This window comes from Amycolatopsis sp. NPDC102389 (genome assembly GCF_044765885.1).
In the GTDB taxonomy this organism is placed as follows: Bacteria; Actinomycetota; Actinomycetes; order Mycobacteriales; family Pseudonocardiaceae; genus Amycolatopsis.
The window spans coordinates 24,387-49,363 of record NZ_JBIWKX010000009.1 but is presented as its reverse complement, the minus strand read 5'-3'; the positions used below and the strand labels follow the sequence as shown (position 1 = coordinate 49,363).

29 protein-coding genes are annotated in these 24,977 nt (G+C 68.8%); 14 read left to right on the top strand and 15 right to left on the bottom strand.

Annotated elements, in window-relative coordinates; all coding sequences use genetic code 11:
* Positions 1 to 35: 35 nt before the first annotated feature.
* Positions 36 to 578 carry a DUF1062 domain-containing protein gene (locus ACIRGA_RS10750; protein ID WP_400939179.1) on the top strand — a complete coding sequence of 181 codons (543 nt, stop codon included), beginning with the start codon at positions 36 to 38 and terminating at the stop codon, positions 576 to 578.
* A 465-nt stretch (positions 579 to 1,043) separates the two neighbouring features.
* On the opposite strand, the gene ACIRGA_RS10745 is transcribed toward ACIRGA_RS10750, so the two are convergent.
* The 3 genes from ACIRGA_RS10745 to ACIRGA_RS10735 all read right to left on the bottom strand — a co-directional run bounded on the left by ACIRGA_RS10745 (position 1,044) and on the right by ACIRGA_RS10735 (position 4,886).
* Positions 1,044 to 1,388: a hypothetical protein gene (locus tag ACIRGA_RS10745; RefSeq protein ID WP_400939177.1), complete on the bottom strand. Its 345-nt coding sequence runs from the start codon at positions 1,386 to 1,388 to the stop codon at positions 1,044 to 1,046.
* A gap of 253 nt (positions 1,389 to 1,641) precedes the next feature.
* Positions 1,642 to 2,847 (bottom strand): class I SAM-dependent RNA methyltransferase, encoded by a 1,206-nt coding sequence (locus ACIRGA_RS10740; RefSeq protein ID WP_400939174.1) that lies wholly within the window; start codon positions 2,845 to 2,847, stop codon positions 1,642 to 1,644.
* On the bottom strand, positions 2,844 to 4,886 hold the full coding sequence (locus ACIRGA_RS10735; RefSeq protein WP_400939172.1) for an APC family permease: 2,043 nt from the start codon (positions 4,884 to 4,886) through the stop codon (positions 2,844 to 2,846). Before ACIRGA_RS10735 ends, ACIRGA_RS10740 begins: the two co-directional genes overlap by 4 nt.
* Before the next feature lie 97 nt (positions 4,887 to 4,983).
* Here ACIRGA_RS10735 and ACIRGA_RS10730 point away from each other — a divergent pair, with 97 nt between their 5' ends.
* Both ACIRGA_RS10730 and ACIRGA_RS10725 read left to right on the top strand, forming a co-directional pair.
* Positions 4,984 to 5,649, top strand: coding sequence for a potassium channel family protein (locus ACIRGA_RS10730; protein WP_400939169.1), 666 nt, complete (start codon positions 4,984 to 4,986; stop codon positions 5,647 to 5,649).
* Complete coding sequence (locus tag ACIRGA_RS10725) at positions 5,649 to 6,305, top strand: potassium channel family protein (protein WP_400939166.1); 657 nt, start codon at positions 5,649 to 5,651, stop codon at positions 6,303 to 6,305. Before ACIRGA_RS10730 ends, ACIRGA_RS10725 begins: the two co-directional genes overlap by 1 nt.
* A 10-nt stretch (positions 6,306 to 6,315) precedes the next feature.
* Here ACIRGA_RS10725 and ACIRGA_RS10720 read toward each other — a convergent pair whose 3' ends face one another.
* Positions 6,316 to 7,044: a DUF3159 domain-containing protein gene (locus tag ACIRGA_RS10720; protein WP_400939163.1), complete on the bottom strand. Its 729-nt coding sequence runs from the start codon at positions 7,042 to 7,044 to the stop codon at positions 6,316 to 6,318.
* A gap of 9 nt (positions 7,045 to 7,053) precedes the next feature.
* On the bottom strand, positions 7,054 to 7,434 hold the full coding sequence (locus ACIRGA_RS10715) for an OB-fold nucleic acid binding domain-containing protein (RefSeq protein WP_034316985.1): 381 nt from the start codon (positions 7,432 to 7,434) through the stop codon (positions 7,054 to 7,056).
* 103 nt (positions 7,435 to 7,537) lie between these two features.
* Between ACIRGA_RS10715 and ACIRGA_RS10710 the strand changes: the two genes are divergently transcribed.
* A complete protein-coding gene (locus ACIRGA_RS10710; protein ID WP_400939161.1) occupies positions 7,538 to 8,251 on the top strand; it encodes an alpha/beta fold hydrolase in 714 nt (237 codons plus the stop codon).
* A gap of 201 nt (positions 8,252 to 8,452) precedes the next feature.
* On the opposite strand, the gene ACIRGA_RS10705 is transcribed toward ACIRGA_RS10710, so the two are convergent.
* Entirely contained in the window at positions 8,453 to 9,109 is a 657-nt protein-coding gene (locus tag ACIRGA_RS10705; protein WP_400939159.1) for a DUF3710 domain-containing protein, read from the bottom strand.
* Positions 9,109 to 9,591: a dUTP diphosphatase gene (gene dut, locus ACIRGA_RS10700; protein WP_026467910.1), complete on the bottom strand. Its 483-nt coding sequence runs from the start codon at positions 9,589 to 9,591 to the stop codon at positions 9,109 to 9,111. The genes ACIRGA_RS10705 and dut overlap by 1 nt, the downstream gene beginning before the upstream one ends.
* 24 nt (positions 9,592 to 9,615) lie before the next feature.
* On the opposite strand from dut, the gene ACIRGA_RS10695 reads away from it, so the two are divergent.
* A complete protein-coding gene (locus tag ACIRGA_RS10695) occupies positions 9,616 to 10,110 on the top strand; it encodes a DUF3093 domain-containing protein (protein ID WP_400939156.1) in 495 nt (164 codons plus the stop codon).
* A 124-nt stretch (positions 10,111 to 10,234) separates the two neighbouring features.
* Here the strand turns inward: ACIRGA_RS10695 and ACIRGA_RS10690 are convergent, their stop codons facing one another.
* A complete protein-coding gene (locus ACIRGA_RS10690; RefSeq protein WP_005164528.1) occupies positions 10,235 to 10,543 on the bottom strand; it encodes a DUF4193 domain-containing protein in 309 nt (102 codons plus the stop codon).
* 454 nt (positions 10,544 to 10,997) lie between these two features.
* Here ACIRGA_RS10690 and cei point away from each other — a divergent pair, with 454 nt between their 5' ends.
* Positions 10,998 to 11,681 (top strand): envelope integrity protein Cei, encoded by a 684-nt coding sequence (gene cei / locus ACIRGA_RS10685; protein WP_400939153.1) that lies wholly within the window; start codon positions 10,998 to 11,000, stop codon positions 11,679 to 11,681.
* Positions 11,682 to 11,685: 4 nt separating this feature from the next.
* On the opposite strand, the gene ACIRGA_RS10680 is transcribed toward cei, so the two are convergent.
* On the bottom strand, positions 11,686 to 12,504 hold the full coding sequence (locus tag ACIRGA_RS10680) for an inositol monophosphatase family protein (RefSeq protein ID WP_400939151.1): 819 nt from the start codon (positions 12,502 to 12,504) through the stop codon (positions 11,686 to 11,688).
* 67 nt (positions 12,505 to 12,571) lie between these two features.
* Here ACIRGA_RS10680 and ppgK point away from each other — a divergent pair, with 67 nt between their 5' ends.
* The 3 genes from ppgK to ACIRGA_RS10665 all read left to right on the top strand — a co-directional run bounded on the left by ppgK (position 12,572) and on the right by ACIRGA_RS10665 (position 15,598).
* Positions 12,572 to 13,333: a polyphosphate--glucose phosphotransferase gene (gene ppgK, locus ACIRGA_RS10675; protein ID WP_400939451.1), complete on the top strand. Its 762-nt coding sequence runs from the start codon at positions 12,572 to 12,574 to the stop codon at positions 13,331 to 13,333.
* A 246-nt stretch (positions 13,334 to 13,579) separates the two neighbouring features.
* Positions 13,580 to 14,980: an RNA polymerase sigma factor gene (locus ACIRGA_RS10670; protein WP_400939149.1), complete on the top strand. Its 1,401-nt coding sequence runs from the start codon at positions 13,580 to 13,582 to the stop codon at positions 14,978 to 14,980.
* Between the two features lie 93 nt (positions 14,981 to 15,073).
* Positions 15,074 to 15,598 carry a pyridoxamine 5'-phosphate oxidase family protein gene (locus ACIRGA_RS10665; RefSeq protein WP_400939147.1) on the top strand — a complete coding sequence of 175 codons (525 nt, stop codon included), beginning with the start codon at positions 15,074 to 15,076 and terminating at the stop codon, positions 15,596 to 15,598.
* Between the two features lie 60 nt (positions 15,599 to 15,658).
* On the opposite strand, the gene ACIRGA_RS10660 is transcribed toward ACIRGA_RS10665, so the two are convergent.
* Together ACIRGA_RS10660 and ACIRGA_RS10655 are read right to left on the bottom strand one after the other, a co-directional pair.
* Positions 15,659 to 16,858 carry a hypothetical protein gene (locus ACIRGA_RS10660; RefSeq protein WP_400939144.1) on the bottom strand — a complete coding sequence of 400 codons (1,200 nt, stop codon included), beginning with the start codon at positions 16,856 to 16,858 and terminating at the stop codon, positions 15,659 to 15,661.
* Positions 16,859 to 16,904: 46 nt separating this feature from the next.
* Positions 16,905 to 17,282 carry a hypothetical protein gene (locus ACIRGA_RS10655; protein WP_400939141.1) on the bottom strand — a complete coding sequence of 126 codons (378 nt, stop codon included), beginning with the start codon at positions 17,280 to 17,282 and terminating at the stop codon, positions 16,905 to 16,907.
* 62 nt (positions 17,283 to 17,344) lie between these two features.
* On the opposite strand from ACIRGA_RS10655, the gene ACIRGA_RS10650 reads away from it, so the two are divergent.
* Complete coding sequence (locus ACIRGA_RS10650; RefSeq protein WP_400939139.1) at positions 17,345 to 18,142, top strand: class I SAM-dependent methyltransferase; 798 nt, start codon at positions 17,345 to 17,347, stop codon at positions 18,140 to 18,142.
* The gene (locus ACIRGA_RS10645) at positions 18,139 to 19,341 is read left to right on the top strand and encodes a hypothetical protein (protein ID WP_400939137.1); all 1,203 of its coding nucleotides are present in this window, start codon (positions 18,139 to 18,141) and stop codon (positions 19,339 to 19,341) included. Before ACIRGA_RS10650 ends, ACIRGA_RS10645 begins: the two co-directional genes overlap by 4 nt.
* Here the strand turns inward: ACIRGA_RS10645 and ACIRGA_RS10640 are convergent.
* Both ACIRGA_RS10640 and ACIRGA_RS10635 read right to left on the bottom strand, forming a co-directional pair.
* Positions 19,333 to 19,542 (bottom strand): hypothetical protein, encoded by a 210-nt coding sequence (locus ACIRGA_RS10640; RefSeq protein WP_400939135.1) that lies wholly within the window; start codon positions 19,540 to 19,542, stop codon positions 19,333 to 19,335. The two genes, ACIRGA_RS10645 and ACIRGA_RS10640, sit on opposite strands and share 9 nt — an antisense overlap.
* On the bottom strand, positions 19,539 to 20,126 hold the full coding sequence (locus ACIRGA_RS10635) for a hypothetical protein (RefSeq protein WP_400939132.1): 588 nt from the start codon (positions 20,124 to 20,126) through the stop codon (positions 19,539 to 19,541). Before ACIRGA_RS10635 ends, ACIRGA_RS10640 begins: the two co-directional genes overlap by 4 nt.
* A 110-nt stretch (positions 20,127 to 20,236) precedes the next feature.
* Between ACIRGA_RS10635 and ACIRGA_RS10630 the strand changes: the two genes are divergently transcribed.
* From ACIRGA_RS10630 to ACIRGA_RS10620, 3 genes are all read left to right on the top strand, one after another.
* Positions 20,237 to 21,415, top strand: a complete 1,179-nt coding sequence (locus ACIRGA_RS10630) for a sensor histidine kinase (RefSeq protein WP_400939129.1) — start codon at positions 20,237 to 20,239, stop codon at positions 21,413 to 21,415.
* Complete coding sequence (locus ACIRGA_RS10625; RefSeq protein WP_400939127.1) at positions 21,412 to 22,065, top strand: response regulator; 654 nt, start codon at positions 21,412 to 21,414, stop codon at positions 22,063 to 22,065. Before ACIRGA_RS10630 ends, ACIRGA_RS10625 begins: the two co-directional genes overlap by 4 nt.
* A 404-nt stretch (positions 22,066 to 22,469) precedes the next feature.
* Positions 22,470 to 23,909, top strand: coding sequence for an APC family permease (locus ACIRGA_RS10620; RefSeq protein WP_400939449.1), 1,440 nt, complete (start codon positions 22,470 to 22,472; stop codon positions 23,907 to 23,909).
* Here ACIRGA_RS10620 and ACIRGA_RS10615 read toward each other — a convergent pair.
* Together ACIRGA_RS10615 and ACIRGA_RS10610 are read right to left on the bottom strand one after the other, a co-directional pair.
* Complete coding sequence (locus tag ACIRGA_RS10615) at positions 23,884 to 24,552, bottom strand: DUF6885 family protein (RefSeq protein ID WP_400939446.1); 669 nt, start codon at positions 24,550 to 24,552, stop codon at positions 23,884 to 23,886. The two genes, ACIRGA_RS10620 and ACIRGA_RS10615, sit on opposite strands and share 26 nt — an antisense overlap.
* Complete coding sequence (locus ACIRGA_RS10610) at positions 24,552 to 24,968, bottom strand: GNAT family N-acetyltransferase (protein WP_400939125.1); 417 nt, start codon at positions 24,966 to 24,968, stop codon at positions 24,552 to 24,554. Before ACIRGA_RS10610 ends, ACIRGA_RS10615 begins: the two co-directional genes overlap by 1 nt.
* Positions 24,969 to 24,977 lie beyond the last annotated feature (9 nt).

The window sequence follows — 24,977 nt, the reverse complement described above, 5'->3', positions numbered from 1 at the left end:
TGCTGCGGATTTCTCACTGGAACGGGTGTACTCCTGTGCTCGAAAACTGGGTGGTCGTACCCACCTGCCTGCCTGTCGTCCTCCGCCGTTGCCACGCCTGCGCGTCCGGGCGTTTCCGGGCGAACGGCAAATTCCGGGTCAACGCCAACCACAAACTCATCGATGTCTGGCTCCTCGTGCTCTGCACTCGGTGCGGGGACACCGCGAAGCTCACGATCCTGGAGCGGGTGAACGTGCGCTCCGTCCGTCCTGAGCTGCTGAAGCGGCTACATGAGAACGACCTCGCTCTGGCTGCCGAACTGCTCCAGGACCCGGCCGTGCGGCGCCGGAATCACATCGCCCTCGATTGGGACGGTGCCTGGCGGCTCGACACCGGCTCCTCGAGCCATCGGGACTTCCTCGACGTCTCGGTTCGGTTCGCGGCACGGATTCCCGTCCGACCGGCGCGGCTGATCGCCGACGGTTGCGACCTTTCGCGGGCCGAGGTCGAGAGACTGATCGAGGAGGGGAAGGTGGTTTCGGCGGTGCGGTTGAGCGGAAAGGTCTCCGGCGACTTCACTTTCACGCTGAAACGCTGATCCCGGGTCTCGTGAAGAGACGGTCACTGTGGCGTAAGTCAAATATGGCGTGCCGCGCACCCTTTACGCCTTGGGTTCGCACTGACCGACGAGGGCCGACCGCGCCACGAATGTCCACAGGGGACACTTTTCGAGCCGCAGGTGTCCGATTTGGGTAGTACGCACGGTGTAGCAAGGGGGTCGTGAGTGGCAAGTGGGGTTCTAACCCTCATTGCCACTCACGACCTCGGTCAGGATCGTACAAATGGACATAAAACGGACGCCGCGCAGCCGAAGAGTGTCCCTTGTGGACAATCAGCGGCCATTAGGCGTCAGCGAAGAGGGTCCACGCCACGTTTGACTTACCCCTCAATAGAACGCTCTTTACCGCAGAAGCTGTCCTATGTGCACACCAAGGCAAGCGGATCTTGAAGCTCTGCCCTCAGAAAGTTTGAAAAATCGCCGTCGGCAAGGCAATCGAGTTCCTCAAATGGAAACAACGGCCGGAGTACCCCGATCACCGGTCATCTGCTCCAGCGCCCACGCTCGCCCGAACTCGGCCAGCGCCGGCCCCGACCAGTAGGCGGGAATCCTGATTCCCGACCACAGCGGCATTTTCGGCCCGCTCAACGTGCCATGGCTGACCTGGACGCGAACCGCGCCTTCCAGCCAGGTGAAGACGAAGTGGGCATACATGAACATCCATGCCTGCCTGCCCATCGCGTCCCGCACGAGTACCGGCCCTTCGGACTGGTACGGCGCCTTGTAGATGACCTGCTTCCGGCCGCTGCGGTAGCTGATCTCCTGGGCGGTGACACCCGGAGGAAGCATCAACGGTTCCACTCGGTCAGTCCTCCACGATGGTGATCGTGCCGTGCCCGTCGCAGCCGGCACAGCCTTTTCCGTCGCAATCACCACATACCGAAGTAAGATAATCCATGATTCGGAATTCCGTTCGCGTCGAAGTGAAAGTGTCCGAAGTACCCGCATTACCTCGTGAACACGAGGCTCAAGTTAGCGAGCACGACGACACCCGGACAAGCCGAACGAAGCCGTTCCATTCCGACGGATTACAAATACCGATTTATTGCAGCAACGCAACGCATTCGACGTGGTGCGTCATCGGGAAAGCGTCGAAAGCGCGAAGGTCAACGAGCCCGTATCCGTGCTCGGCGAACAGCGCGATGTCGCGCGCCAGTGCGGCCGGGTCGCACGCCACGTAGACGATCCGGTCGGGCGAGCCCTCCACGATGGACTCGACGACGGCCTTGCCAGCCCCCTTGCGCGGCGGGTCGAGGACGACGACGTCGACCGGTTTCGGGGCGTCGGCCAGCAGGTGCTCGACGCGGCCGGAGCGCCAGCGGACCTGCGGGAGGTCGGCCAGGTTCTCCTCGCCGTCGGCGACGGCACGCCGGCCGGATTCGATGGCCAAGACGCGCCCACGCGGCCCGACCTGCGAAGCGAGCACCGACGCGAAGAGGCCGACACCGGCGTACAGGTCCCACGCCACGCCGTCGCGCGGCGCCTCCGCCCATTCCGCGACGACGGCGGCGAGCGTGTCGGCGGCGGCCGGGTGGACCTGCCAGAAGCCGTGGGCGTCGAAGCGCCAGTCGCGGCCGGCGGCGTGCTGAACGGCGAGGCCGCCCGCGAGCTGACGCGACCGGGTCTTCCCGTGGACCGTCGACAGGTCACGTAGGTGCACGTGCCCCTCGCCGTCCTTGGTGACCTCGATTTCGCTGCCGGGCCGCCAGTTGCGCGACACGACGTCGTCGAGCGCGCCGGGGACGGTGATCGGGCAGTCGTCGATCGCGATCACGCGATGGCTGTGGTGCGCCCGGAATCCCGCCTTGCCGTCCTTGCCCGCGACAAGCCGGACGCGGCTGCGCCAGTCCAGCGGGCCACCGTCGAGGGCTTCGACGACGACGTCGCGCTCGATGCCGGCGAGCCGCTTCAGCTGCTCCATGACCACGGCGGCTTTGAGTTCACGCTGATGCCCGGGAGTGGCGTGCTGCCAGTCGCAGCCGCCGCACAGTCCCGGCGCCGCGAGGGGGCACGGCGGCTCCACGCGTTCCGGGGACGCCTCGATGACTTCGATCGCGTCCGCGCGGCAGAACGAGCCGCCCTTGTCCTCGGTGACCGTGGCCAGGACCCGCTCGCCGGGCAGCGCGTGCCGCACGAACACGACCCGGCCCTCCGTCCGCGCGACGCAGTGCCCGCCGTGCGCGACCGCGCCGACCTCCAGCTCGATCGTTCGTCCGAGCCAGGTGCCGGTCGACGCGTCCACACTCATTCTGCGCTGTCCTTCGTTTTTTCGGGCCGAGTCTTCTCGGGTTGCTTGACGATCGGGGAGAACCCGCGGCGCACGTCACCGGCCGCCGGACGTGCTTTCCGGTCGCGTTTGATCGCCTTTTCCGACGATTCGAGCTGCCACGGCACGCTGGTCACCATGACGCCGGGCTGGAACAGGAGGCGTCCCTTGAGCCGCAGCGCGCTCTGGTTGTGCAGGACCTGCTCCCACCAGTGCCCGACGACGTACTCGGGGATGAACACGGTCACGACGTTGCGCGGATTGTCGCCGCGGACGCGCTTCACGTAGTCCAGCACCGGTTTCGTGATCTCGCGATAGGGCGATTCAATCACCTTCAGCGGCACCTTGAAATTGTGGTCGTCCCATTCCTGGACGAGTTTGCGCGTCTCGACGTCGTCGACGTTCACCGTGACGGCTTCGAGGACGTCCGGCCGCACGGCCTTGGCGTAGGAAAGCGCACGCAGGGTCGGCAGGTGCAGTTTCGAAATCAGCACGATCGCGTGGTTGCGCGAAGGCAATACGGCCGGTTTCCGGTCCATTTCGCGCAATTCCTCGGCGACCCGGTCGTAATGCTTCCGGATCGCGGTCATCAGGATGTAGATCGCCACCATCGCCGCGATCGCGATCCAGGCGCCGAGCAGGAACTTCGTCACCAGCACGATCACCAGCACGGTGCCGGTCATGGTGAGGCCGATCGCGTTGACCGTCTGCGAACGCCGCATCCGCCGCCGCACCGTCGCGTCGGTCTCCCGTGCCAGCAGGCGGTTCCAGTGCCGGATCATGCCCGCCTGGCTGATCGTGAAGGAGACGAACACCCCGACGATGTAGAGCTGGATGAGCTTGGTGACCTCGGCGTCGAACGCGATGATCAGCACCAGCGCGAAAGCGGCGAGGAACAGGATGCCGTTGGAGAAGGCCAGCCGGTCGCCGCGGGTGTGCAGCTGACGCGGCAGGTACCGGTCCTGGGCGAGGATCGAACCGAGCACCGGGAAGCCGTTGAACGCGGTGTTCGCGGCCAGCAGCAGGATGATGCCGGTGGCGAAGGAGATGTAGTAGAACGCGGGGGTGAAGTCGGCGAACACCGCCTGCGCGATCTGCGCGACGATCGTCTTCTGCTCGTAGCCCGCCGGAGTGCCGGTGAGCTGAGTTTCCGGATGCTCGGCGAATTTGACGTCGGTGACGATCGCCAGCGTGATGATGCCGACCAGCATCGTCACCGCGAGCACACCCATCATCAGCAAGGTGGTCGCGGCGTTCTTCGATTTCGGTTTCTGGAACGCCGGGACACCGTTGCTGATCGCCTCGACCCCGGTCAGCGCCGCCGCACCGGAGGAGAACGTGCGCAACAGCAGGAAGAAGAACGCGAAACCGGTCAAAGAGGCTTCTTCGTGCAATTGGAAGTCCGCGCTCTCGGCCCGCATGTCGGCGCCGGACAGCGCCTCGATCAGGCCCCAGATCACCATGCCGAGAATGCCGATGATGAAGCCGTAGGTCGGGATCGCGAACGCTTTGCCCGATTCGCGCACTCCGCGCAGATTCAGCGCGGTCAGCACGATCACGATGATGACCGCGGCGATCACCTTGTGCTGCGCCACCCAGGGAATGGCGGAACCGATGTTCGCCACGCCGGACGACGTCGACACCGCGACGGTGAGCACGTAGTCGACCAGCAGCGCACTGGCGACGGTGAGACCGAATTTGCCGCCGAGGTTGGTGTTGGCGACTTCGTAGTCACCGCCACCGCTGGGATAGGCGTGCACGTTCTGCCGGTAGGACGCGACCACGACCAGCATGACGAGCGCGACGGCGACGCCGATCCACGGCGCGAACGCGTACGCGGACAACCCGGCGACGCTGAGGGTCAGAAAGATCTCCTCAGGCGCGTAGGCGACGCTCGACAACGCGTCGGACGCGAAAATCGGCAGCGCGATGCGCTTCGGCAGCAGCGTATGCGAGAGGCGGTCACTCCGGAATGGACGTCCGAGGACGAGCCGCTTCAATACGGTCGGGAACTTCGACACCGCAGAAGCCTAGCTAACGGTGCCCAGGGTAGGTTCGGCGCTGGTGTGTCTGGGTACCTGCGGACGGGTGAACGTCCGACGACGAAGGAGGCAGGGCGTGCACGTGGTGATCATGGGATGCGGCCGGGTAGGCGCATCCCTGGCCGCGGCGCTGGAGCGGCTCGGGCACGAAGTCGCCATCATCGACAAGACCCAGCAGGCGTTCCGGCGGCTCGGCAGTGATTTCCACGGCCAGCAGGTGGTCGGCGTCGGCTTCGACCGGCAGGTGCTGATCGAGGCCGGGATCGAACGCGCGGGGGCTTTCGCGGCGGTGTCCAGCGGCGACAACTCCAACATCATCTCGGCGCGGGTGGCGAGGGAGAACTTCGGCATCGACAAGGTCGTCGCCAGGATCTACGACCACAAGCGCGCGGCGGTCTACGAACGGCTCGGCATCCCGACCGTGGCGACCGTGCCGTGGACGACGGACCGGTTCCTGCGCACCCTGCTCCCCGACGGCGTCGCCTCGGAGTGGCGGGACCCGTCGGGCAGCGTGGCGCTGCTGCAGCTCCCGCTGAACGAGGGCTGGGTGGGGCGCAGCGTGCGCGAACTGCAGGAAACCACCGGTGCGCGCGTCGCGTTCATCATGCGGTTCGGCACCGCCGTCCTGCCCGACACCAAGGCCGTGATCCAGGCGGACGACGTCGTGTACGTCGCCGCGAAATCGGGCACTGTCAGCGACGTGACCACCGTCGCCGCTCGCGAACCGGAAGAGGAGAACTGATGCGGGTCGCGATTGCCGGGGCCGGCGCGGTCGGCCGGTCGATCGCCACGGAGCTGATCGACGGGCGTCACCAGGTGATGCTCATCGAACGCGAGGCCGACCAGTTCGAACCGCACACCGTCGAGCAGGCGGACTGGGTGCTGGGCGACGCGTGCGAGGTCTCGATCCTCGAGGAGTCCGGGATCGAGGAGTGCGACGTCGTGATCGCCGCGACGGGCGACGACAAGGCGAACCTGGTGGTCTCGCTGCTCGCGAAGACCGAGTTCGCGGTGCGCCGGGTGGTGGCACGGGTGAACAACCCGGCCAACGAATGGCTCTTCAATGACGCCTGGGGGGTCGACGTCGCCGTCTCGACCCCGCGGATGCTCGCCGCGATGGTCGAGGAGGCGGTGAGCGTCGGCGATCTGGTGCGGCTGATGACGTTCCGGCAGAGCCAGGCGAACCTCGTCGAACTCACCCTCCCGGAGGAGACTCCGCTCGCGGGCAAGGCGGTCAGCGAGATCAACCTGCCGCGTGACGCGGCACTGGTGACGATCCTGCGCGGCGACCGGGTGATCGTGCCGCAGCCGGAAGACCCGCTGGAGCCGGGTGACGAGCTCCTGTTCGTGGCGACATCGGACGTGGAGCCGGAGATCCGGACCGCGCTGGGATATTAAACGGGGGCTACTAGTTCTCCGTCGCGGGCGCCTGCGCGTACTTCGCGCGCAGGCGGGCCTCGACCTCTTCATCGGTCTCTTCACGCGGGGCCTCTTCGGCCTGCGCCTTGAGGTGCTTGTCCGAACGCCGCACGGCCCAGACGACGGTGAGCAGCCCGAGCGCGTACAGCGGGTAGCCCATCGCGATCTTCGCGAAGGCCAGCCAGCCGGTGTAGTCCTCGTCGTAGAGCCAGCGCTGCACGACGAACCGGGCGCCGAAGATCAGCGCCATGGCGGCGGTCGCGATCGAGTAGGAGATCAGCGACTTCTTGTCCTTGCGCCAGGCGTGGCCGCTGCCGTTGAGCGCGTTCCACACCACGCCGGCGAGCGGCCAGCGGACGACGATCGACAGGACGAAGACGCCGCAGTAGACCAGGCTCGTCCAGATGCCGAACAGGAAGAAGCCCTTGGCCGAACCCGTCCGGTACGCGATGAACGCCGCGATCGCGACGCCGAAGAAGCCGGAGATCGCGGGCTGCAGCGGCTCCTTGCGGACGATCCGCAGCACGGTGATCGCCACCGCGCTGCCGACCGCGGCCCAGATCCCCACCGTGAGCCCGAAGATCGCGTTCGCGATGACGAACACGATGACCGGCAGCGAGGAATAGAACAGTCCGGACAGTCCGCCCATCTGTTCCAACAGGGTGGGCTGGGGTTTCTTGTCTTCGGTCTTGTCTTCGCCGCCGACGGGTTCAGTCACGATGCGGGATCAACTCACAGGGCTCTGAAGTTCGTAATAGGGGTTGTACAGCACCTTCTGACCATCACGTTCGGCCATCCGGCCGCGCACCTTGATGGTTCGCCCGGGTTCGATCCCGGGGATCCGGCGGCGTCCGAGCCAGATTAGCGTCACACCCTGTGTGCCGTCGAACAGCTCGGCCTGCAGTGTCGCCGCCTCGTTGGTCGGGCAGAGCTCCACACTGCGGAGTCTGCCGAGCACCGTCACCTCTTGACCCGACCGGCAGTCACAGGCGCGCTGCGCTCCGCCGGCCTCGGATTTTTCGGACAGGTCGTCGGCGTCGAGATCCTCGACGTCGCTGGTCAGCTTGCGGACCAGCCGGCTGAAGTAGCCGCCGTCTTTGGCGGACATAACGGTGCTCCTGTGCTCCGGGGCCCCCGACTTGAACGGCCCGTGCGTAATCCAGCGTAACTGTGCTCGGACCAGGACAACGGGTTTGGGAGAAGATCGCAACGTGACCTCCGCTATTCCGCCTACGACGGCAGTAGTACTCCCCGGCACCGGGTCCGACGAAGTGTTCGTGCGCAGCGTGTTCGCCGGTCCCCTGCGAGCACTCGGCGTGCGGTTGCTCGCCCCGCCGCCGCCGGTCGGCGACCGTCTCGCGGACGGCTATCTCGACGAGCTGGACAGGCTCTCCGCCGAGCACGGTCCGCTGCTCGTGGGCGGCATCTCGTTCGGCGCGCACCTCTCAGCGGAGTGGGCGGCGCGCAATCCTGGCCGCTGCACCGGCCTGCTGGCCGCGCTCCCGGCCTGGAACGGCCCGGCCGGAGGAGCACCCGCGTCGCTCGCCGCGCGGCTGTCAGGGGATCTGGTGGCCGAAAACGGGGTCGACGGCGCGCTGGCGAAATCCTCCGACGGCGTGCCGGAATGGCTCTCGGCGGAGCTCGGCCGCGCATGGCGGCGGCACGGCGCCGGACTGGCGGCGAGCCTGCGGACGGCGGCAGGCCACCCCGCCCCCACACTCGAAGACCTGAAAGGCCTCGACGTGCCCGCCGGGATCGGCGCGTGCGTGGACGACCCGATCCATCCGGTGGAGGTCGCCCACGCCTGGGCGGCCGCCCTGCCGCGAGCCGAGGTCGGCGAGTCGACGCTCACCGCCCTCGGCGCGGACCGGGAATCCCTGGGCCGCGCAACCCTCCAAGCCTGGCTGAAAGCCCGGACCCACTAACCCAGCGCAACGCGACGGCACGCCGACTCGACCACACGGTCTCCCCAAGGGCGCCCCGCGCCCGACGGAGACTTCACCCGTCGAGCGCCCTCTTTCGGGCCGAAGGCCCACGAAAACGCGATGAAGGGGCGCCCTCCGCTCCCAACGCGAGTTGTAAGCGGTCCAGGCGCCCCTTCGGCGCGCTTTTCGTCAGCGCGAGATCTAACCACTCTGCTCGGCGATGTGCTGCGCGACGGCGTCGGGCAGCGTGATGGTCAGCGGGGTGCGGACCGGCATCGGCGCGTCACCGCGGTCGACGATGGTGTGCCGCACGATCTCCCGCAGCACGGCGGGCGCCTGCGACGCCTGCGACTGCGGCCCGGCGATGACGCCGCGGAGCATCCAGCGCGGACCGTCGACCCCGACGAACCGCAGCGCGACGTCGCCGACGATCGCGGACAGCTCCAGCCCCCACTCCCCCATACCGACCGAGACCTTGGCGCCGTCGGCGCGCAGCTGCTCGGTGAGCTCGGTGCTGACGTCCTTCCACAGGCCGCCGGACCGCGGCGCCGCGTAGCCGCTGACGGTGATCTGGCCCTGTTCGGTGACGACGTGCACCGCGCGGACGCCGCCGCTCTCCGGGTCCATCTCGACCTGGACCTGGGAACCGTCGGGCACCGGCACCTTCACCGAACCGAGGTCGATCCTCGGGATGCCGTCCTCGGGCGCGTCGGCGAGGTCGAAGGGGCCGTCGGAGGTCTCCGACAGCTGCGGCTCGATCTCGTCATCGGCGCCGTCGGTGACGGGACGCTCCTCGGCCTCGGGCGCGGCATGCCGTCCGCTTGGCTTCGCCGAGCGCTTGCGTCCGAAAATCCCCACTAGTTCTCCGTTCCTTCCCTGGCTCCGGCTCCCAGTGTGGCGTGTCCGCCCGTGGAGCCATACCCACCTTCGCCGCGCTCGGACGACTCCAGCTCGGCGACCTCGACGAATTCGGCCTGTTCGACCCGTTGCACGACCAGCTGCGCGATCCGGTCGCCGCGGGTGAGCACGACCTTCTCGGAGAGATCATGGTTGATCAGGCAGACGCGGATCTCACCGCGGTACCCGGAGTCGATCGTGCCCGGCGTGTTGACGACCGAGAGGCCGACACGGGCGGCGAGACCCGAGCGCGGGTGGACGAAGCCCGCGTACCCGGGCGGCAACGCGATCGCGACGCCTGTGCCGACCACGCCGCGTTCACCGGGCGCGAGCACGAGATCCGAGGTGGTGACGAGGTCGGCGCCCGCGTCGCCGGGGCGCGCGTAGGCGGGAAGGGGGACCGAAGGATCGATCCGGGAAAGCAGTACCTGAACGGTGGACACGGGCGGCGAGACTACCCTGAACACGTGGGTGAAAGCGTGAACACGGCCGAAGGCGGCGCCGTCAAGCATTCAGAGCGGCTCTACGTCCCGTGGTGGGGCTGGCCGTTGCCGCTGCTGGGCGGCGGGCTGCTGGCGGCGGAGATCGACATGGGCTATCCCGGCCTGCGCGGATGGCTGCCGTACGTGGTGTTGATCCCCGCGGTGATCGCGCTGATGGTCTCGCTCGGCCGGTCCCGCGTCCGGGTGACCGGCGGCGCCGAGCCGGAGCTGTGGCTGCGTGACGCGCACCTGCCGCTCAAGTTCGTCGGCGACGTGGACGTCATCGACAAGGAAGCGAAGCGCAAGGCGCTCGGCCGCGACGCCGATCCGGCGGCCTTCGTGCTGCACCGGGGCTGGGTCGGCCCGGTCGTGCGGGTCTGGCTCACCGACCCCGACGACCCGACGCCGTACTGGCTGTTCAGCACCCGGCATCCGGAGAAGGTGGCCGCGCTGCTGCGGCAGACCGCCTCGAAGTCCTGAGACAGACTCGTTCTTCAGACAGGCTCGTGCTTTCGAAAGGAAAGGGGGCCGGCCACCCGGCCGGCCCCCTTATTCCTGTTCAGATCCCGAAACCCCTGTCGCGCCGTCCCCTGTGCCCGTAGGCTCAGGCGCAGTCGCGGCAGATGAGCCGTCCGCCACTCTCCTCGGCCAGCCTGCTGCGGTGGTGCACCAGGAAGCAGACGGAGCAGGTGAACTCGTCGGCCTGCTTGGGCACGACCTTGACGGTCAGGTCCTCACCGGAAAGTCCGGAGAGGTCCGCGCCCGGCAGCTCGAAGTTCTCGGCGGTCGCGTCCTCGTCGACGTCCACGACGCCGGACTGGTTTTCGTTACGCCTTGCCTTCAGCTCTTCCAACGAGTCTTCGGCCAGCTCGTCGGCTTCGCTGCGGCGCGGAGCGTCGTAGTCGGTCGCCATTTGTCCCTCACCCCTGCGATGCTTTCGATGTCAGATGGCCCGGACCCGCGAGCGCGCGGCTCGTGAGTCCTTCGTGCCGCTGGTTAACGTCCCAGCGCCCCTGTTTGTGCCCGGCTGGGCAGTGAGCGAGGTCTCTCTTTTGCGCCTCTTACTGCCGCCTGAGCCCGCGAAGGGTAGCTCACGCTGATACCGGCTCTGCAACGAGTCAGACATTGCCGCGATTACGTCACCCAACAGGGGGAACCCTGCTGTCAAGACGCCTGTCGTCCGAATGGGTTGCCCCCGCGTCGGGTACCTCACCCCTTGGGCCCGGCCGCTTGCCCGGAGTGGTCATCGCGTGGTGCTATCCGGAGGCCCGCGCCGATCACCCGCGCCGCAACGCATAGGCTGATCGGACACGATGGTGAGTTGAAGCACCGTCCGGGGATCCGGGCTTTGGGGAAGGGACTGGCAGGTGGCGTCGGGGAACGGCATCGGGGACCGCGGGGCGAGGCCGTATCGCAAGCACAAGCCGCTGCCCGCGCTCATCGTCATCGGGGTGATGGCACTCGGCGCGGTCATCGTCTGGGTGAACGTCGTGGCGAGCAACGCCGACGTCGACGCCAAGGTCCGCTGCGATCCCCCGCCCGCCCCGCAGCAAGGTGTCACCTACACGCCGCTGGCCCACAACGGGCTCGACGACCGCGCGCCGGTCCCGCCGGACAAGGTCGCCGTCCAGGTGCTCAACGGATCCCAGGTCCGCGGCCAGGGCGGCATCGTCACCAGCACGCTCCGGGAGCTCGGTTTCTCCCAGATCGTCGAGCCGGACGTCGACCCGGCCTACAAGAACGCCGAAGCCAAGTGCCGCGGCCAGATCCGCTTCGGCGAGAACGGCGCCGCCGCGGCCCGCACGCTGAGCCTGGTGGTCCCGTGCGCCGAATTGGTCAAGGACAACCGCAAGGACGCTTCGGTCACCCTCACCACCGGCACCCTGCTCGGCGACATCCGCCCGAAGGTGGAGGCGCGCCAGGTCCTCGACCAGCTCACGCAGTGGTCGAAGGCGCAGCAGGGCAGCGGCGGCGGCGAGCAGTCCGCGGGCGGCGGTGCCCCGGTGATCGACCAGGCACTGCTGAAGGCCGCCCGCGAAGCTCCCTGCTGAGCCCTCAGATAGCGCCGACGCCCGACTCGAGCAGCGCCTGACGCAACGGTCCCGAGATCGACGGCGCCACCGCGAAGGTCGCGTCGGGTCCCAGCTCCGTGTCCTCGCCCGGCAACGACACCTGAGCGCCCGCCTCGGCCGCGATGAGCGCTCCGGCGGCCCAATCCCAGTGCCCGAGGCCGTGTTCGACGTAGGCGTCCAGCCAGCCCGCCGCGACGGCGCACAGATCGAGCGAGGCGGCCCCGTTGCGCCGGACGTCCCGCACCCGGGTCGCCAATTCCGCGACGAAGCGGGCCTGCTTGGTCCGCCGTTCGACCTTGTAGGCGAATCCGGTGCCGACGAGCGTCAGGTCGAGCCGGTCCGGGACGTTGACCGACAGCGGCCGCCCGTCGAGGAAGGCGCCCTGCCCGCGCGCGGCGGTCCAGCGGCGCCCGCTGACCGGTTCGACGACGGCGCCCGCCACCGACACCCCGCCGACCTGCGCGGCCACCGAGACGGCGAACCACGGCAGCCCGTAGAGGAAGTTCACCGTCCCGTCGATCGGGTCGACCACCCAGGTCACCCCGTCACCGGCGATCCCGCCGCCCTCCTCGCCGAGCACGGCGTCGTCCGGGCGCAGCTCGGCGAGGCGGGCGCGCACCAGCCGTTCCGACTCGTGGTCCACGGCGGTCACCACGTCGGTGTCGGCGGATTTGGTGTCCACCCGCACCTCGCGGCCCCCGTTCATCCCGGTCCAGGCCTCGTGGACCAGTTCGGCGGCCTCGCCCGCGACACGCTCGGCGACACCCTTCAGCAACGTCTCGTCAACTCCCACGTCCGCCATGTCACCACATCCGGTTAAAGTCTCCGAGGCAGGCTTCTGAATCGTGCGAGAAGGGACCACGTCCGTGGTGGAGGCGACCCGAGGTTTCGGTATCGACATCGGCGGCAGCGGGATCAAGGGCGCGCTGGTCGACTTGGCGCAAGGACAGCTGATCGGCGACCGGATCCGCATCGACACGCCGAAGCCGTCGACCCCCGAGGCGGTGGCCGACGTCGTCGCCGAGATCACCGGCCAGGCGGGCTGGGACGGCCCGGTGGGCGTCACGCTGCCCGCGGTGGTCAAGAAGGGGGTCGCGCACACCGCGGCCAACATCGACCGCAAGTGGATCGGCACCGACGCCGACGCCCTGTTCGCCAAGCGCCTCGGCCGCAGCGTGGACGACATCGCGATGCTCAACGACGCGGACGCCGCCGGCATGGCCGAGATCCGCTGGGGCGACCCGGTGGCGCGGCGCGGCGTGACGGCGCTGCTGACCTTCGGCACCGGCATCGGCAGCGCGGTCTTCCAGGACGGCAAGCTCGTGCCCAACACCGAGTTCGGCCACATCGAGGTCGACGGCTTCGACGCGGAGAAGAAGGCCGCGGCGTCGGTGAAGGACAACGAGGACCTCTCGTATCCCGAATGGGCGGAACGGGTGAACAGGTATCTCTCCGTGCTGGAAAACCTGATCTGGCCGGATCTGTTCATCGTCGGCGGCGGGGTCAGCAAGAAGTCGCACAAATGGGTCCCGCTGCTGGACATCCGCACCCCGGTGATCGTCGCGTCGCTGCAGAACAACGCGGGCATCGTCGGTGCGGCGGCCGCCGCGGCGGAGGGCATCGAGCACTGACGCGCCCGCGCTGACATCCGCGCCTCGGATGTCACTTCGGCGCGTCGCACGGCGTGTCGCGCCCGCAGGTCGGTGGTCCGCGCCGCGACGCTGTCACGTATCGTCGTTACAATGGAACACGGCCCCCGGCGGCGGCACCATCGAGAACGAGGTAAACCGCAGGCCGAGGGGTGTTCCCCGAAGTTTGAGGCAGCCGAGACCATCACGCCTCGGCTCGTCATGATCGACCGCTGCGAAAGGGCGTAAGTGGCAGCCGCAAGAACCGCAACCCGAAGCGGGACGAAGACAGCGACCGCAGCCGGCGAGCCGGCCGACGAGGCAGCCACCGACGCGGCGAAGCCCGCGGCGCGCAAGACCGCCGCCAAGGCGGCCGGCGCGAAGAAGGCCCCGGCGAAGAAGGCTCCGGCCAAGAAACCCACCACCAAGGGTGCCAAGACCGAAGACGGCGACCCGGAAGACGGTCCCGGCGACCTCGACGAGGCCGACCTCGAGACCCCGGATCTGTCCGACCTCGAAGAGGTCGAGGTGGACGTCGTCGACGCGACGGTCACCGAGGACACGGAAGAGGACGCGGAGTCCGAGGAGGACGTCGAAGAGACGCCCGCCCGCGGGCGCCGCACGTCGACCGACAAGAACGCCGGGAAGACCTCCGACAACCCGGACTTCGTCTGGGACGAGGAAGAGTCCGAGGCGCTGCGCCAGGCCCGCAAGGACGCCGAGCTCACCGCTTCGGCCGACTCGGTCCGCGCGTACCTCAAGCAGATCGGCAAGGTCGCCCTGCTGAACGCCGAGGAGGAGGTGGAGCTCGCCAAGCGCATCGAGGCCGGGCTCTACGCCGCCGAGCGCGTCCGCAACGCCGAGGAGGAGGGCGAGAAGCTCGTCACCCAGATGCGGCGCGACCTCAAGTGGATCGTGCGCGACGGTGAGCGGGCGAAGAACCACCTCCTGGAGGCGAACCTCCGGCTCGTGGTCTCGCTGGCCAAGCGCTACACCGGCCGCGGCATGGCGTTCCTGGACCTGATCCAGGAGGGCAACCTCGGTCTGATCCGCGCGGTCGAGAAGTTCGACTACACCAAGGGCTACAAGTTCTCCACGTACGCCACCTGGTGGATCCGTCAGGCGATCACCCGCGCGATGGCCGACCAGGCCCGTACCATCCGTATCCCGGTGCACATGGTCGAGGTCATCAACAAGCTCGGCCGTATACAGCGTGAACTGCTGCAGGACCTCGGCCGCGAGCCCACCCCCGAAGAGCTCGCGAAGGAAATGGACATCTCCCCGGAGAAGGTCCTCGAGATCCAGCAGTACGCCCGCGAGCCGATCTCGCTCGACCAGACCATCGGCGACGAGGGCGACTCGCAGCTCGGTGACTTCATCGAGGACTCCGAGGCCGTCGTCGCGGTCGACGCGGTGTCGTTCACGCTGCTGCAGGACCAGCTCCAGTCGGTGCTGCAGACGCTGTCCGAACGTGAGGCGGGGGTGGTGCGGCTGCGGTTCGGCCTCACCGACGGCCAGCCGCGCACGCTCGACGAGATCGGCCAGGTGTACGGGGTGACCCGTGAGCGCATCCGGCAGATCGAGTCGAAGACGATGTCGAAGCTGCGTCACCCGTCGCGTTCGCAGGTGCTGCGCGACTACCTGGACTGATCCCAGGGTTCATGGAAGACCCCGTCACCGTTTCGGTGGCGGGGTTTTTCGCGTCCGGTGTCGAATCGCGGCCCGCTCGTTCGACGCGTGGGTATGACGAAACCTCACACGACCAAGAACCTCGACCGCTACGGCTCCGCGGAGCTGCCGTGGAGCCGCCCGCGCGAGATCCTCACCGAGGACACGCCGACCGCCGACCTGACCTTCTTCGTGACGACCGTGCGTCCCGACGGGCGCCCGCATTCGGCGGGCGTCGGCGCCGTCTGGGTGGACGACGCCCTGTACTTCAAGGGCGGGCCGGAAACGCGCCGGTCCCGCAACCTGGCCGCGAATCCGGCGTGCGCCGTTTCGGTGCGGCTGCGGGGAATCGACCTCACGATGGAGGGTGAGGCGCACCGGGTCACCGACCCGGCGACGCTGGAGCGGGTGGCGGCGGTCTACCGGACGGGCGGCTGGCCGGCGACGGTCGAGGGCGACGCGCTCACCGCTCCCTTCAGCGCGCCCAGCGCGGGCGCGCCGCCCTGGCACCTGTACCGCCTCACTCTGCGCCGCGCGATCGGCGTGGCGAGCGCGGAACCCCATGGCGCCACACGCTGGGACTTCACCCCTCGCATTTAGTCCTCTGAATGCGGCAGTCGCCGCACAAGGCCCGCATTCAGAGGACTAAACGCGCCGGCTTCAGGGGCGGCCGGTCAGGGTGGTCCACGGGACGTGCACGGTCACCCGCTCCCGGAGCTGTTCGTTCATCAGCCACAGCTCCCCCGTCGCCGGCCAGTACGACAGGTTCTGCGAGTTCACCGGCGCGCGGCCGCTCAGCCGCGACGTCGAGGTGCCGCCGACCCCGCCGTGCAGGCACGACGGGTGGTCGCCCGCCACCCCGGCGTACTCGGGGCATACGCCGGTCAGTACGAAATATCCGTTGCGCGCCACCGCTCCCTGCATGCCCCACACCGGTGACACGAAGCCTTCCTTCGCGTGCACGGTGCCGTCGGCCGACAGCTGGGGCAGTCCGGTCGCGCGGTCGAACGGCCACCGCAGCACCCGGCCGCCGGCCGCGTTCGGGATGTGCTCCGAGGTCACGATCGAGCCGTCACTGTGGTCGAACGACATCGTCGCGAGGCACGGCCGCGTCCCGGGCGCGTTGGTGCAGGCGCCGCCGCCGGGGTACCAGTACGCGCCGATCTGCGGCATCGCGTAGTCGTAGAACGCCGCGTGGTACTTGCCGTCCGGGCCCTTGCCGACGACGCCGGAGCTGTCGTCGACCTTCCAGAAGTGCGTGGTGTCGAAGACCCGCACCACTCCCCCGGTGGTCGCGACGAACAGCCGGTTCCCGATCCAGGTCATGCCGTGCCCATGTCCTTGCACGACGGCGAAGTTGTCGTTCGACGTCGGTTCGACGAGCAGCACGTGCCGATATCCCAGCCCGGTGGCGTCCACAAAGGACAGACGGACCATGGTGTCGCCGGGAGTGTGCCAGGACGTCGCCACCACCCGTTTGCCGCCGACCTTCCCGGTCGCCGCGTCGGCGTCACCGGAGCCGGTCAGTCCCTGCGGGATCCAGTCGTTGGTCTTGTCGTCGTTCGCGTCCTCCCAGCAGAATCCCGCCGGGTTCAGCGCCGCCGCGAGATACGTGGCGTGGCACAGCGGCCGCGCCTTCCGGTTCGCCGACGACAGGATCTCCGGCAACCCGCGAGCTGGGAGCTGTTTCTCCAGCGCGGCGATCCGGGCGCCGTACGTGTCGAAGCTCGAACCGGAGGTCCAGCGGAAACCGTCGACCGTGGCCGCGTCCAGCTTCGGGAAGGCGGCCGCGGCGGAGGCGACCCCGGGGATGAGCGCGAACGCCAGCAGGAGCGTGGCGAGAAGTCCCAGCCTCTTCATGCCCGCGAGCCTTCCGGCCGCGCGCATACTTTCGATACAAACCGTGTCAGGAAACGGAAAGTCCGCGCTCAGCCAGGGACTCCGCGATCCGCAGCCGTTCGATCTCCCGGTCGAAGCCTTCCGGCAGTTCGGCCAGCCGGTGGTCGACCTCGACCTCCCGGCAGGCCTGGACGAGCAGCGCGTCGTACGCCTGTCTGGTGCCGTACCGGCGGACGGCGGAGGCGCCGGACGGGAGTTCCGCCAGCTGCCGGTGCACCCGGCGGAGGTCTGCGGCGAGTTTCTCGATGGGCGGCCCGGCCGGGATCTCCGGTTCACGGCGGCGGCGCCACCGGCGCACGGCGGCGGGGACCTTCAGCGCGCACCAGAAAAGAACCGAAGGCGCCACGGCGACAACGGCGTACAGCGTGACAGGCCCGATGGCCATGACTCATGGTAATCCCGCGCGAAGCGCCGGAGAACCCGCGAATCCGGGCTATATTCGCGACTGTGCTGACCGAGAGCTACCGCTACCCGGACGCCGGCGACCACGTCACCGGCGTGTTCATCCGGCGGCACGAACCCTACGACGGCTACTGGACGGCCAGCGAGGACCGCGCGCTCGGGAAGGTCGCCGAACAGCTCACCGCGATCCTCGGCCCACGCGAAGAGGTCAAGGCGCTCGACGCCGGCTGCGGGGAAGGCCGACTTCTCCCCTGGCTCGCCCGGTTCTCCGCCGACGTCACCGCCGCGGATCCCGACCCGGACAGGCTGGCCAAGGCACGCGAGACGGTCGTCGAAGACACCGAGTTCTCCTTCACCGTCTCGCCGATCACCGGCTTGGACGGCGGTCCGTACGACCTCGTGATGTGCAGTCACGTCATCCAGCACGTGCCGACGCCGGACGTCGGGCCGATCCTGCGGCGGCTGGCCGGGATCACCGCGCCCGGCGGCGCGCTGGTGCTCGCCTACAGCCGGTCGCCGATCGGGCAAGGCGCCTTCAGCCTCGACAGTGTCGAGGCAGGCACCGAAGTCCGCTCACGCCGTGTATCGCGCGAAGAGTTCGACGAGGCACTGCGCGAGGGAAGCGGCCCGGCGCTCCCGGTGCGCTACCTGGACCCGGCGGAGATCGCCGCCGACGCGGCCGAAGCGGGCTGGAGCACCGAGTGGGAGTGGACGTACCACGTCCTCGACGACCTCGGCCCGGCCGACGAGCACATCGACCGCGACGAGCTCGTCAACGCGTCCGGCCCGCTGCGCCGCCACCTCGGCCGGGACCTGATCACGCTGCTGCGCCGCCGCGCATGACCGCGGTTCTCCTCACCTTCGCGTGGGCGGTCCCCTTGTCCGAGCGGGAAGCCGAGAAGGTGCTGGACGGCGGACGGGACCGCGGGCTGCTGGCGCATCTCGACGGGAAGCTCGGCGAGGAGTGGACGGCCGCGGAGAACTTCCTGGCCAGTTACACGACACCGCCGCGAAGACGGGTGCTGCGCAAACGCACCGGCGGCTCCCGGTTGTCGATCTGCGCCGGCCAGGTCAGCCTGCCGTGCGAACTCGTCGTCACCTGGCATCCGGGCTATCACGCGATGACGCTGGTCCTCGCCACCACGATCACCGGCGCGGCGGCGGACGGGCCCGCCGCCGAGTTCGACCTCGCCATCGCCATCCTGCAAAGCCTTCAGGGCCGCGAGACGGCGAACGGGGAGAAAGGGCTGCACGGCGGCTACGGCGAGAAGACGTTCCCTTCGCTCCTCAAGGCCGTCACCCACATCTTCGAGGACCTGACCAAGGGCTGCGGCCTGACCGAAGGGCTCGGCCGCAAGGGCTGGTGCGTCGAACTGCGGTCCCACGACGGGCATCCGCCCGCCCAGCGGGTCGCCGCCGATCCCCGGCCATTCTACGGGATGGCGACCAGCGACGAGGGCTGGCGGTTCGTGCCCCGCGAGGTCGCCAGGGACGCGCTCGGCCCGTCGTGGGGCACGCGCTCCTTCGTCGCCGCGTACACGATGGCGGGCGGGATCGTCTGCCTCAACAGCAAGGATTCCGAGTACGTCGAGCAGCAGGCCGAGCTGATGCGCGGCCCGTTCGGCGCCGCCGAACCGTACTTCGGCATCGACAGCGAGATCGGCGGGCTCGACCACGGGATGCTCTTCATCCTCGAACGGGTGCTGATCCGGATGGCGCTGGCCGACCAGTGGCTGGCGTCGATGAAGAAGACCGGGAGCCGCACCCGGCTGTTGCGCGGCTCGCTCGACGACATCCTCGAAATGCTGCATTCGGTGCTCCCGCCCGAGATCGATTCGCTGGAGCGCCGGCTGGTCACCAGCATGGGCGTGGAGCGGATCATCGCCCAGCTCGACCGCCAGGCCGAGGCGATGGACGAGGAGACCAGGTACGCCTACGAGAACACGGTGAGCGCGCGGGTCACGCGGCTCACCGTGGTGACCGTCGTGCTGACGGTCGTCACCATCGTCCTCGGGGTCCTGCAGGTGCTCGTCTCACTCTGACCGGCGGCGCTGCTTGCGGGCGCGTTCGGCGAACAGCACCACCACGCCCGCGGCCACCATCAGCGCGCTCGCCACCACGTGCATACCCGGCGGGAGCAGGTGGAGCTGGACGAACCAGCTCAGGTTCGTGCTCCCCAGCAACCGGTTGATCAGCCCGCCCCCGCCCTGCACCAGCAGGAGGATCCCCAGCAGTTCGATCATCGTCGTGCCCCTTCCTCGACGTGGGCGTCCTTGGGTGAGAACCCCTGCCACAGCGGCCCGGTGGCGAACCAGATGGCCGTCACGACCCCCAGCCTCGGCAGCCAGCCCCACAACGGGTCGACCTGCTCCGTGCCGCCGACCATGGCGATCAGCAGGAGCAGCACCCCGGCGGCCAGCCCGCAGGCCAGCACGCATTTGAACCAGTCACGCCATTCGGCGCGCAGCTTCTCCCGGCCCTTCGGCTTGGGCGGCGGTGGCGGCCCGCCCGCGAACCGGTGCGCGAACCGCACGTCGGCCCACTTGATCATCGAATGCCCGAACGCCACGCTGAAGCCCAGGTACACCGCGGCGAGGCCGTGCACGAAGTTCGCCGTGGCACCGTTGCGCAGATCGACGACCGTCGCGACCAGCACGACGACGTCGATCACCGGGGTCAGGAGCAGCAGCACGACGCCCGTGCGCTTCAGCTTGAGCAGATAACGGGCCACGAGGCCGGCGACGATGGCGACCCAGAAACCGATCTCCCCGCCGGCGATCACGGCCGCCATCGGGTTTTCCTGGACGAAGTCCCAGATCTTGTTCACGGCCCGAGTCTGTCTCGCGAGCCGGGGGCCCCGCGTCGGCGTACCGCACGAGATCATCGTCATCAGTTCGTAGGACCCCGCGGCGCGCGGCGGTGTGCTGGGATGGAACGGTGCCCACGTTCGTCCCGCGCCTGAACCACCTCGCCGAATGGAAACAGGACCTCGTCATCGCCTTCGGCACGTGGGCCCTCGGCGTGCTGGTGTACCTGACCGGGATGCAGGTGCTGCTGGCGGGGCCCGACCACACTCCACTGTGGATCCGGCTGAGCGAGCTGACCGTGCTGTGCGGCCTGGAGATGTTGCGCCGCAAGGTACCGCTGGCGCTGATCTGCGCGCTGCCCGTGCTCGCGGTGGACATCGCGTTGGGGCCTTCGCTCCCGATCCTCGTCGTCTTCACCGACTTCCTGTACGCGACGACGCTTTACGGCACACGGCGCGTCAGCAGGCTGATGATCGGCGTCGCCGCGATCGGGACGCTCGTGGCGGTCTGCCTGGCGCTCATCTTCACCCCGCAGTGGCGTACGGCGATCCTCATCGCGTTCGCCTTCTTGCCGTTCCTGGTCACCCCGGTGTGGTGGGCGGCCAACGTCCGTCAGCAGCGGGACATCGCCGACACCGAGCGGGCGAACGCGGTCCAGCTGGCCACGATCGGCGAACTGGACCGGCAGGCCGCCGTGGCGGGGGAACGGTCGAAGATGGCGCGGGATCTGCACGACGTCATCGCCGGGCATCTCTCGGCGATCGCGATCCAGTCCGAGGCCGCGCTGTCGATGGCCACCGCCGACCCGAAGCTGTCCAGGAAGGTCCTGGAATCGGTGCGGGAGAACAGTGTCAGCGCGCTGGACGAGATGCGCGCGATGATCGGGCTGCTGCGCGCGGACACCGAGATCGAGGCGACCGCGCCCGCCCGGCTGGCCGAACTGTCCAAACTGGTCGAATCGGCGAGGGCGAGCGGGCTGGTGGTCGAGCTCGGCGCCGTACCGGAGCGGTCCGCCCGCCTGCCCGCCGCGGTCGACTTGACCGCGTACCGGATCGCACAGGAGGCGTTGACCAACGCGGTGAAACACGCTCCCGGCGGGCGGGCCGTCCTCGACATCCGCTCGGACGGCGGCATACTCACCGTCGAGGTGCGCAATGATCTTCAGCCGGATCGCCCCGGCGACGGCGGGACCGGCCTCGGCCTGCTGAACATGCGGGAACGCGCCGCCGCGGTGGGCGGCACCCTCACCGCCGGGCCGTCCGGTGGTCGCTGGCTGGTCCGCGCCGAACTGCCTCTGGAGGGGTCTTGACCGTCAAAGTCCTGGTCGCCGACGACCACGGCGCGATCCGTGCCGGGTTGATGATGATCCTCGGCAACGCCGAAGGCATCGAGGTGGTCGGTGAGGCCGCGGACGGCGCCACCGCCGTCCGCCAGGCGAAGGCCCTGAAGCCGGACGTCGTGCTGATGGACGTGCGCATGCCCGGGGTCGACGGCATCGCGGCCACTCGGGAACTGACCGCGGAAGGGCTGTGCGAAGTCCTCGTGCTCACCACCTTCGACCTCGACGAGTACGTCCACGCCGCGCTGCGGGCGGGTGCGGCCGGCTTCCTGCTGAAGTCGGTGGAGGCGTCGCGGCTGATCGAGGCGGTGAAGCTGGTCGCGGCGGGCGAAGGAGTGCTCGCGCCGCAGGTCACGCGGAAGCTGATCGCCGCCTTCGCCGCCGGGACGCGTGAACCTTCCGTCGTCCCCGCCGGGCTCGAAAACCTGACCGAACGCGAACGCGAAGTGCTGGCCTGCCTGGGCGCCGGCCTGTCCAACGCGCAGATCGGGACGCGGCTGCACATCGGCGAGACCACGGTGAAGACGCACGTCTCCCGGGTGCTCACGAAACTGGACCTGCGCTCACGGGTGCAGGCGGCGATCCTCGCGCAGGAGAACGGCGTCGTGCTGGAGAGGTGAACTCCCCACCGATCTGCCGCGCGTGGGCTGAAAGCTCCCTTCACCGCGTCTGATGCGACGAAGGCTCCCTTCACCGCGTCTGATGTGGCGTGTGGCATGGCGAGGGCCCGTCTGGGGGATCTGACGCGACCATAACCATCCACAAAGGACACCACCCCCATCGTTATGTCCGATTTGAGCGTTTTGCGCAGGGGTCGTGAGTGGTAATGGTCGTTCTAACCCTCTTTATCACTCACGACCCACGCGAGAATCCGACATCAGGACATAGATCGGGCGCACAATCGGCGCGAGCCGTCCCTTGTGGACACTTCGCACCACGGTGGCCATGTCCCCTCGATCTCCCACCGATCTGCGAGGTGGTCGGCGATCTTCTAGCGTGACCGTTCATGCGGCGAACTCTGGACGTGGACGAGGTCCTGAAACGGCAGGATTCCGGTGAGCTGAAACGCCGTCTGCACGGACGCGACCTGATCGGGTTCGGGGTCGGCATCATCATCGGCACCGGCATCTTCACCCTCGCCGGGGTCGAGGCGAAGACCCACGCGGGCCCGTCGGTCACGTTGTCGTTCGTGCTCGGCGCCGTCGTGGCCGGGATGGCCGCCCTCTGTTACGCCGAACTCGCGTCGAGCGTGCCGACGGCCGGAAGTGCCTACACCTACGCCTTCGCCACCCTCGGCGAGACTTTCGCCTGGATCATCGGCTGGGATCTGCTGCTGGAGTTCGCTCTCGGCGCGGCCGTCGTGTCGCGCGGCTGGTCCGGCTATCTCGCGAACCTGATGGGGCTCTCCCCCGACTGGTTCGGCGAGGACGCGAAGATCAACATCGGCGCGGTCGTGATCATCGCCGTGCTGACCGTGATCGCCGTCCTCGGGATCAAGGAGTCGGCGCGGGTGACGAATCTGCTCGTGCTGGTCAAGGTCGCGGTGTGCGTGCTGATCCTCGCGGTCGGCGTGTTCTACATCCGCGGCGAGAACCTCACCCCGTTCATCCCGGCCGCGCAGCCACCGACGGAGACGGCGGGCACCCTGCACCAGCCGATCGTGCAGGCCGCGCTCGGGCTCGAACAGTCCGTCTACGGCATCGCCGGGATGGTGACGGCCGCCGCCGTCGTCTTCTTCGCCTACACCGGTTTCGAGGCGCTCGCCAACCTCGGCGAGGAGACCGTGAACCCGAAACGCGATCTCCGGGTCGGCATCCTCGGCGCGCTCGGCGTCTGCGCGCTGCTCTACATCGGTGTCTCGCTGGTGCTGACCGGGATGGTGCCGTTCGCCGAGATCGACACGGGCGCCCCGCTCGCCGACGCCTTCGACCGCGTCGGGCAGCACTGGGTCGGCGCGCTGATCTCGCTCGGCGCGGTCACCGGGCTGACGTCGGTGATGATGGTGGAACTGGTGACGATCGGCCGGATCGGCTTCGCGATGGGCCGCGACGGCCTGCTGCCGAAGAAGTTCGGCACGGCGCATCCGCGCTGGGGCACCCCGCACCGGATGACCATCGCCGGCGCGGTGCTGATCGCGGCGCTGGCCGCGTTCGTCCCGATCTCCGAACTCGCCGACATGGTCAGCATCGGCGCCCTGTCGGCGATGATCATCGTCGCGCTGGCCGTCCCGGTGCTGCGCAAGCGGCGCCCGGACCTGGAACGTCCGTTCACCGTGCCGTTCTCGCCGTACCTGCCCATCGTGGCGGCGCTGGCGTGCTTCTACCTGATGCTGAACCTGGACGTGATGACGTGGCTGCGGTTCGCCGCGTGGCTGCTGCTCGGCCTGCTGATCTACGTCTTCTACGGACGCAAGCATTCCCGTTTCGCGAAGGACGACGTCAGCTCCACAGACCTGCCGTCGTGATCGCGCCGACGGCGGCCTCGGTGTCGGCGTCGTCCACCACGATCAGCATCCGCTTCAGCGCGGCGGCCACCCATTCCACCGGCTGGTCGTGCAAACCGTTGTCCCCCAAGGACGGATAACCGTCCATAATGGACACCAGAGTGCCTTCGGCGCCGATCCGCATCCCGGCGGCCAGCACGCGATGCCCGGCGGGCGGACGCCAGCGGGACGACCACAGCGGCGGGATACCGGTGTCGAGGTAGTCGAGCAGCGCTCGCGCCGGGGTGTCGTGCGCGCCGAATTCGGCCGGGTCGACCTCCGCGATCACCGCGACCCTCGGCAGCCGCCACAGCGCGGCCAGGAGCATGAACAACGACCGCGGCGCCCAGTTCCCGGTGGCGGGCACGGCGACGAGCCGTCCGCCCGACAGGGTCCCGATCGCCCGTGACAGGCCTTCCTGCGTGGCGCCCGCCAGCGCCGCGACCTCGTCCTGGCCCGCGACGTCGAACCCCGCCGCGCGCAGGGCGGCCAGCGCCGTGAACGGCCCGGCGAGCCCGTCCTTCTGCGGGAGTTCGGCCCGCGCGACGGCGACGAGGTGCTCGCCCCCTGGCAGCCAGCGCCGCCCGGACAGCCCCGCCCGGTCGCCGTCGATTCCGGAGGACATCAGTCTTCGAACGTCCACGACCGCATGATGAACGGCCCGTCGTTCGAGGCCCCGGCCGAAGCGTAGGTCGCCAGCGCGGCCTTGTTGTCCGTCTCGACCCCGACCCACATCCCGCGGCAGCCGCGCTCCCGCGCGATCCCGGCCAGCGCGTCGACGAGGTCGCGGCCGATCCCGCGCCGCTGGTAGTCCGGGCTGACGTCGAGTTCGTTGAGGAACATCTCGGTGCCCTTGTCCGGATGCGTCACCTCGGTGCCGGTGATCATGCCCACGGGCTCGCCGTCCTCGTAGGCGATCAGGAGGTGGTTCTCCTCCCCCGCGAGGAACTTCTCGGACGCGTCCCGTTGCGCGGGGCCGTCGAACAGGTGCTGAGCGGCGACGACCTCCTCTACGGTGCCCGCCCGCCGGATCTCGGCCACGTGTCCTCC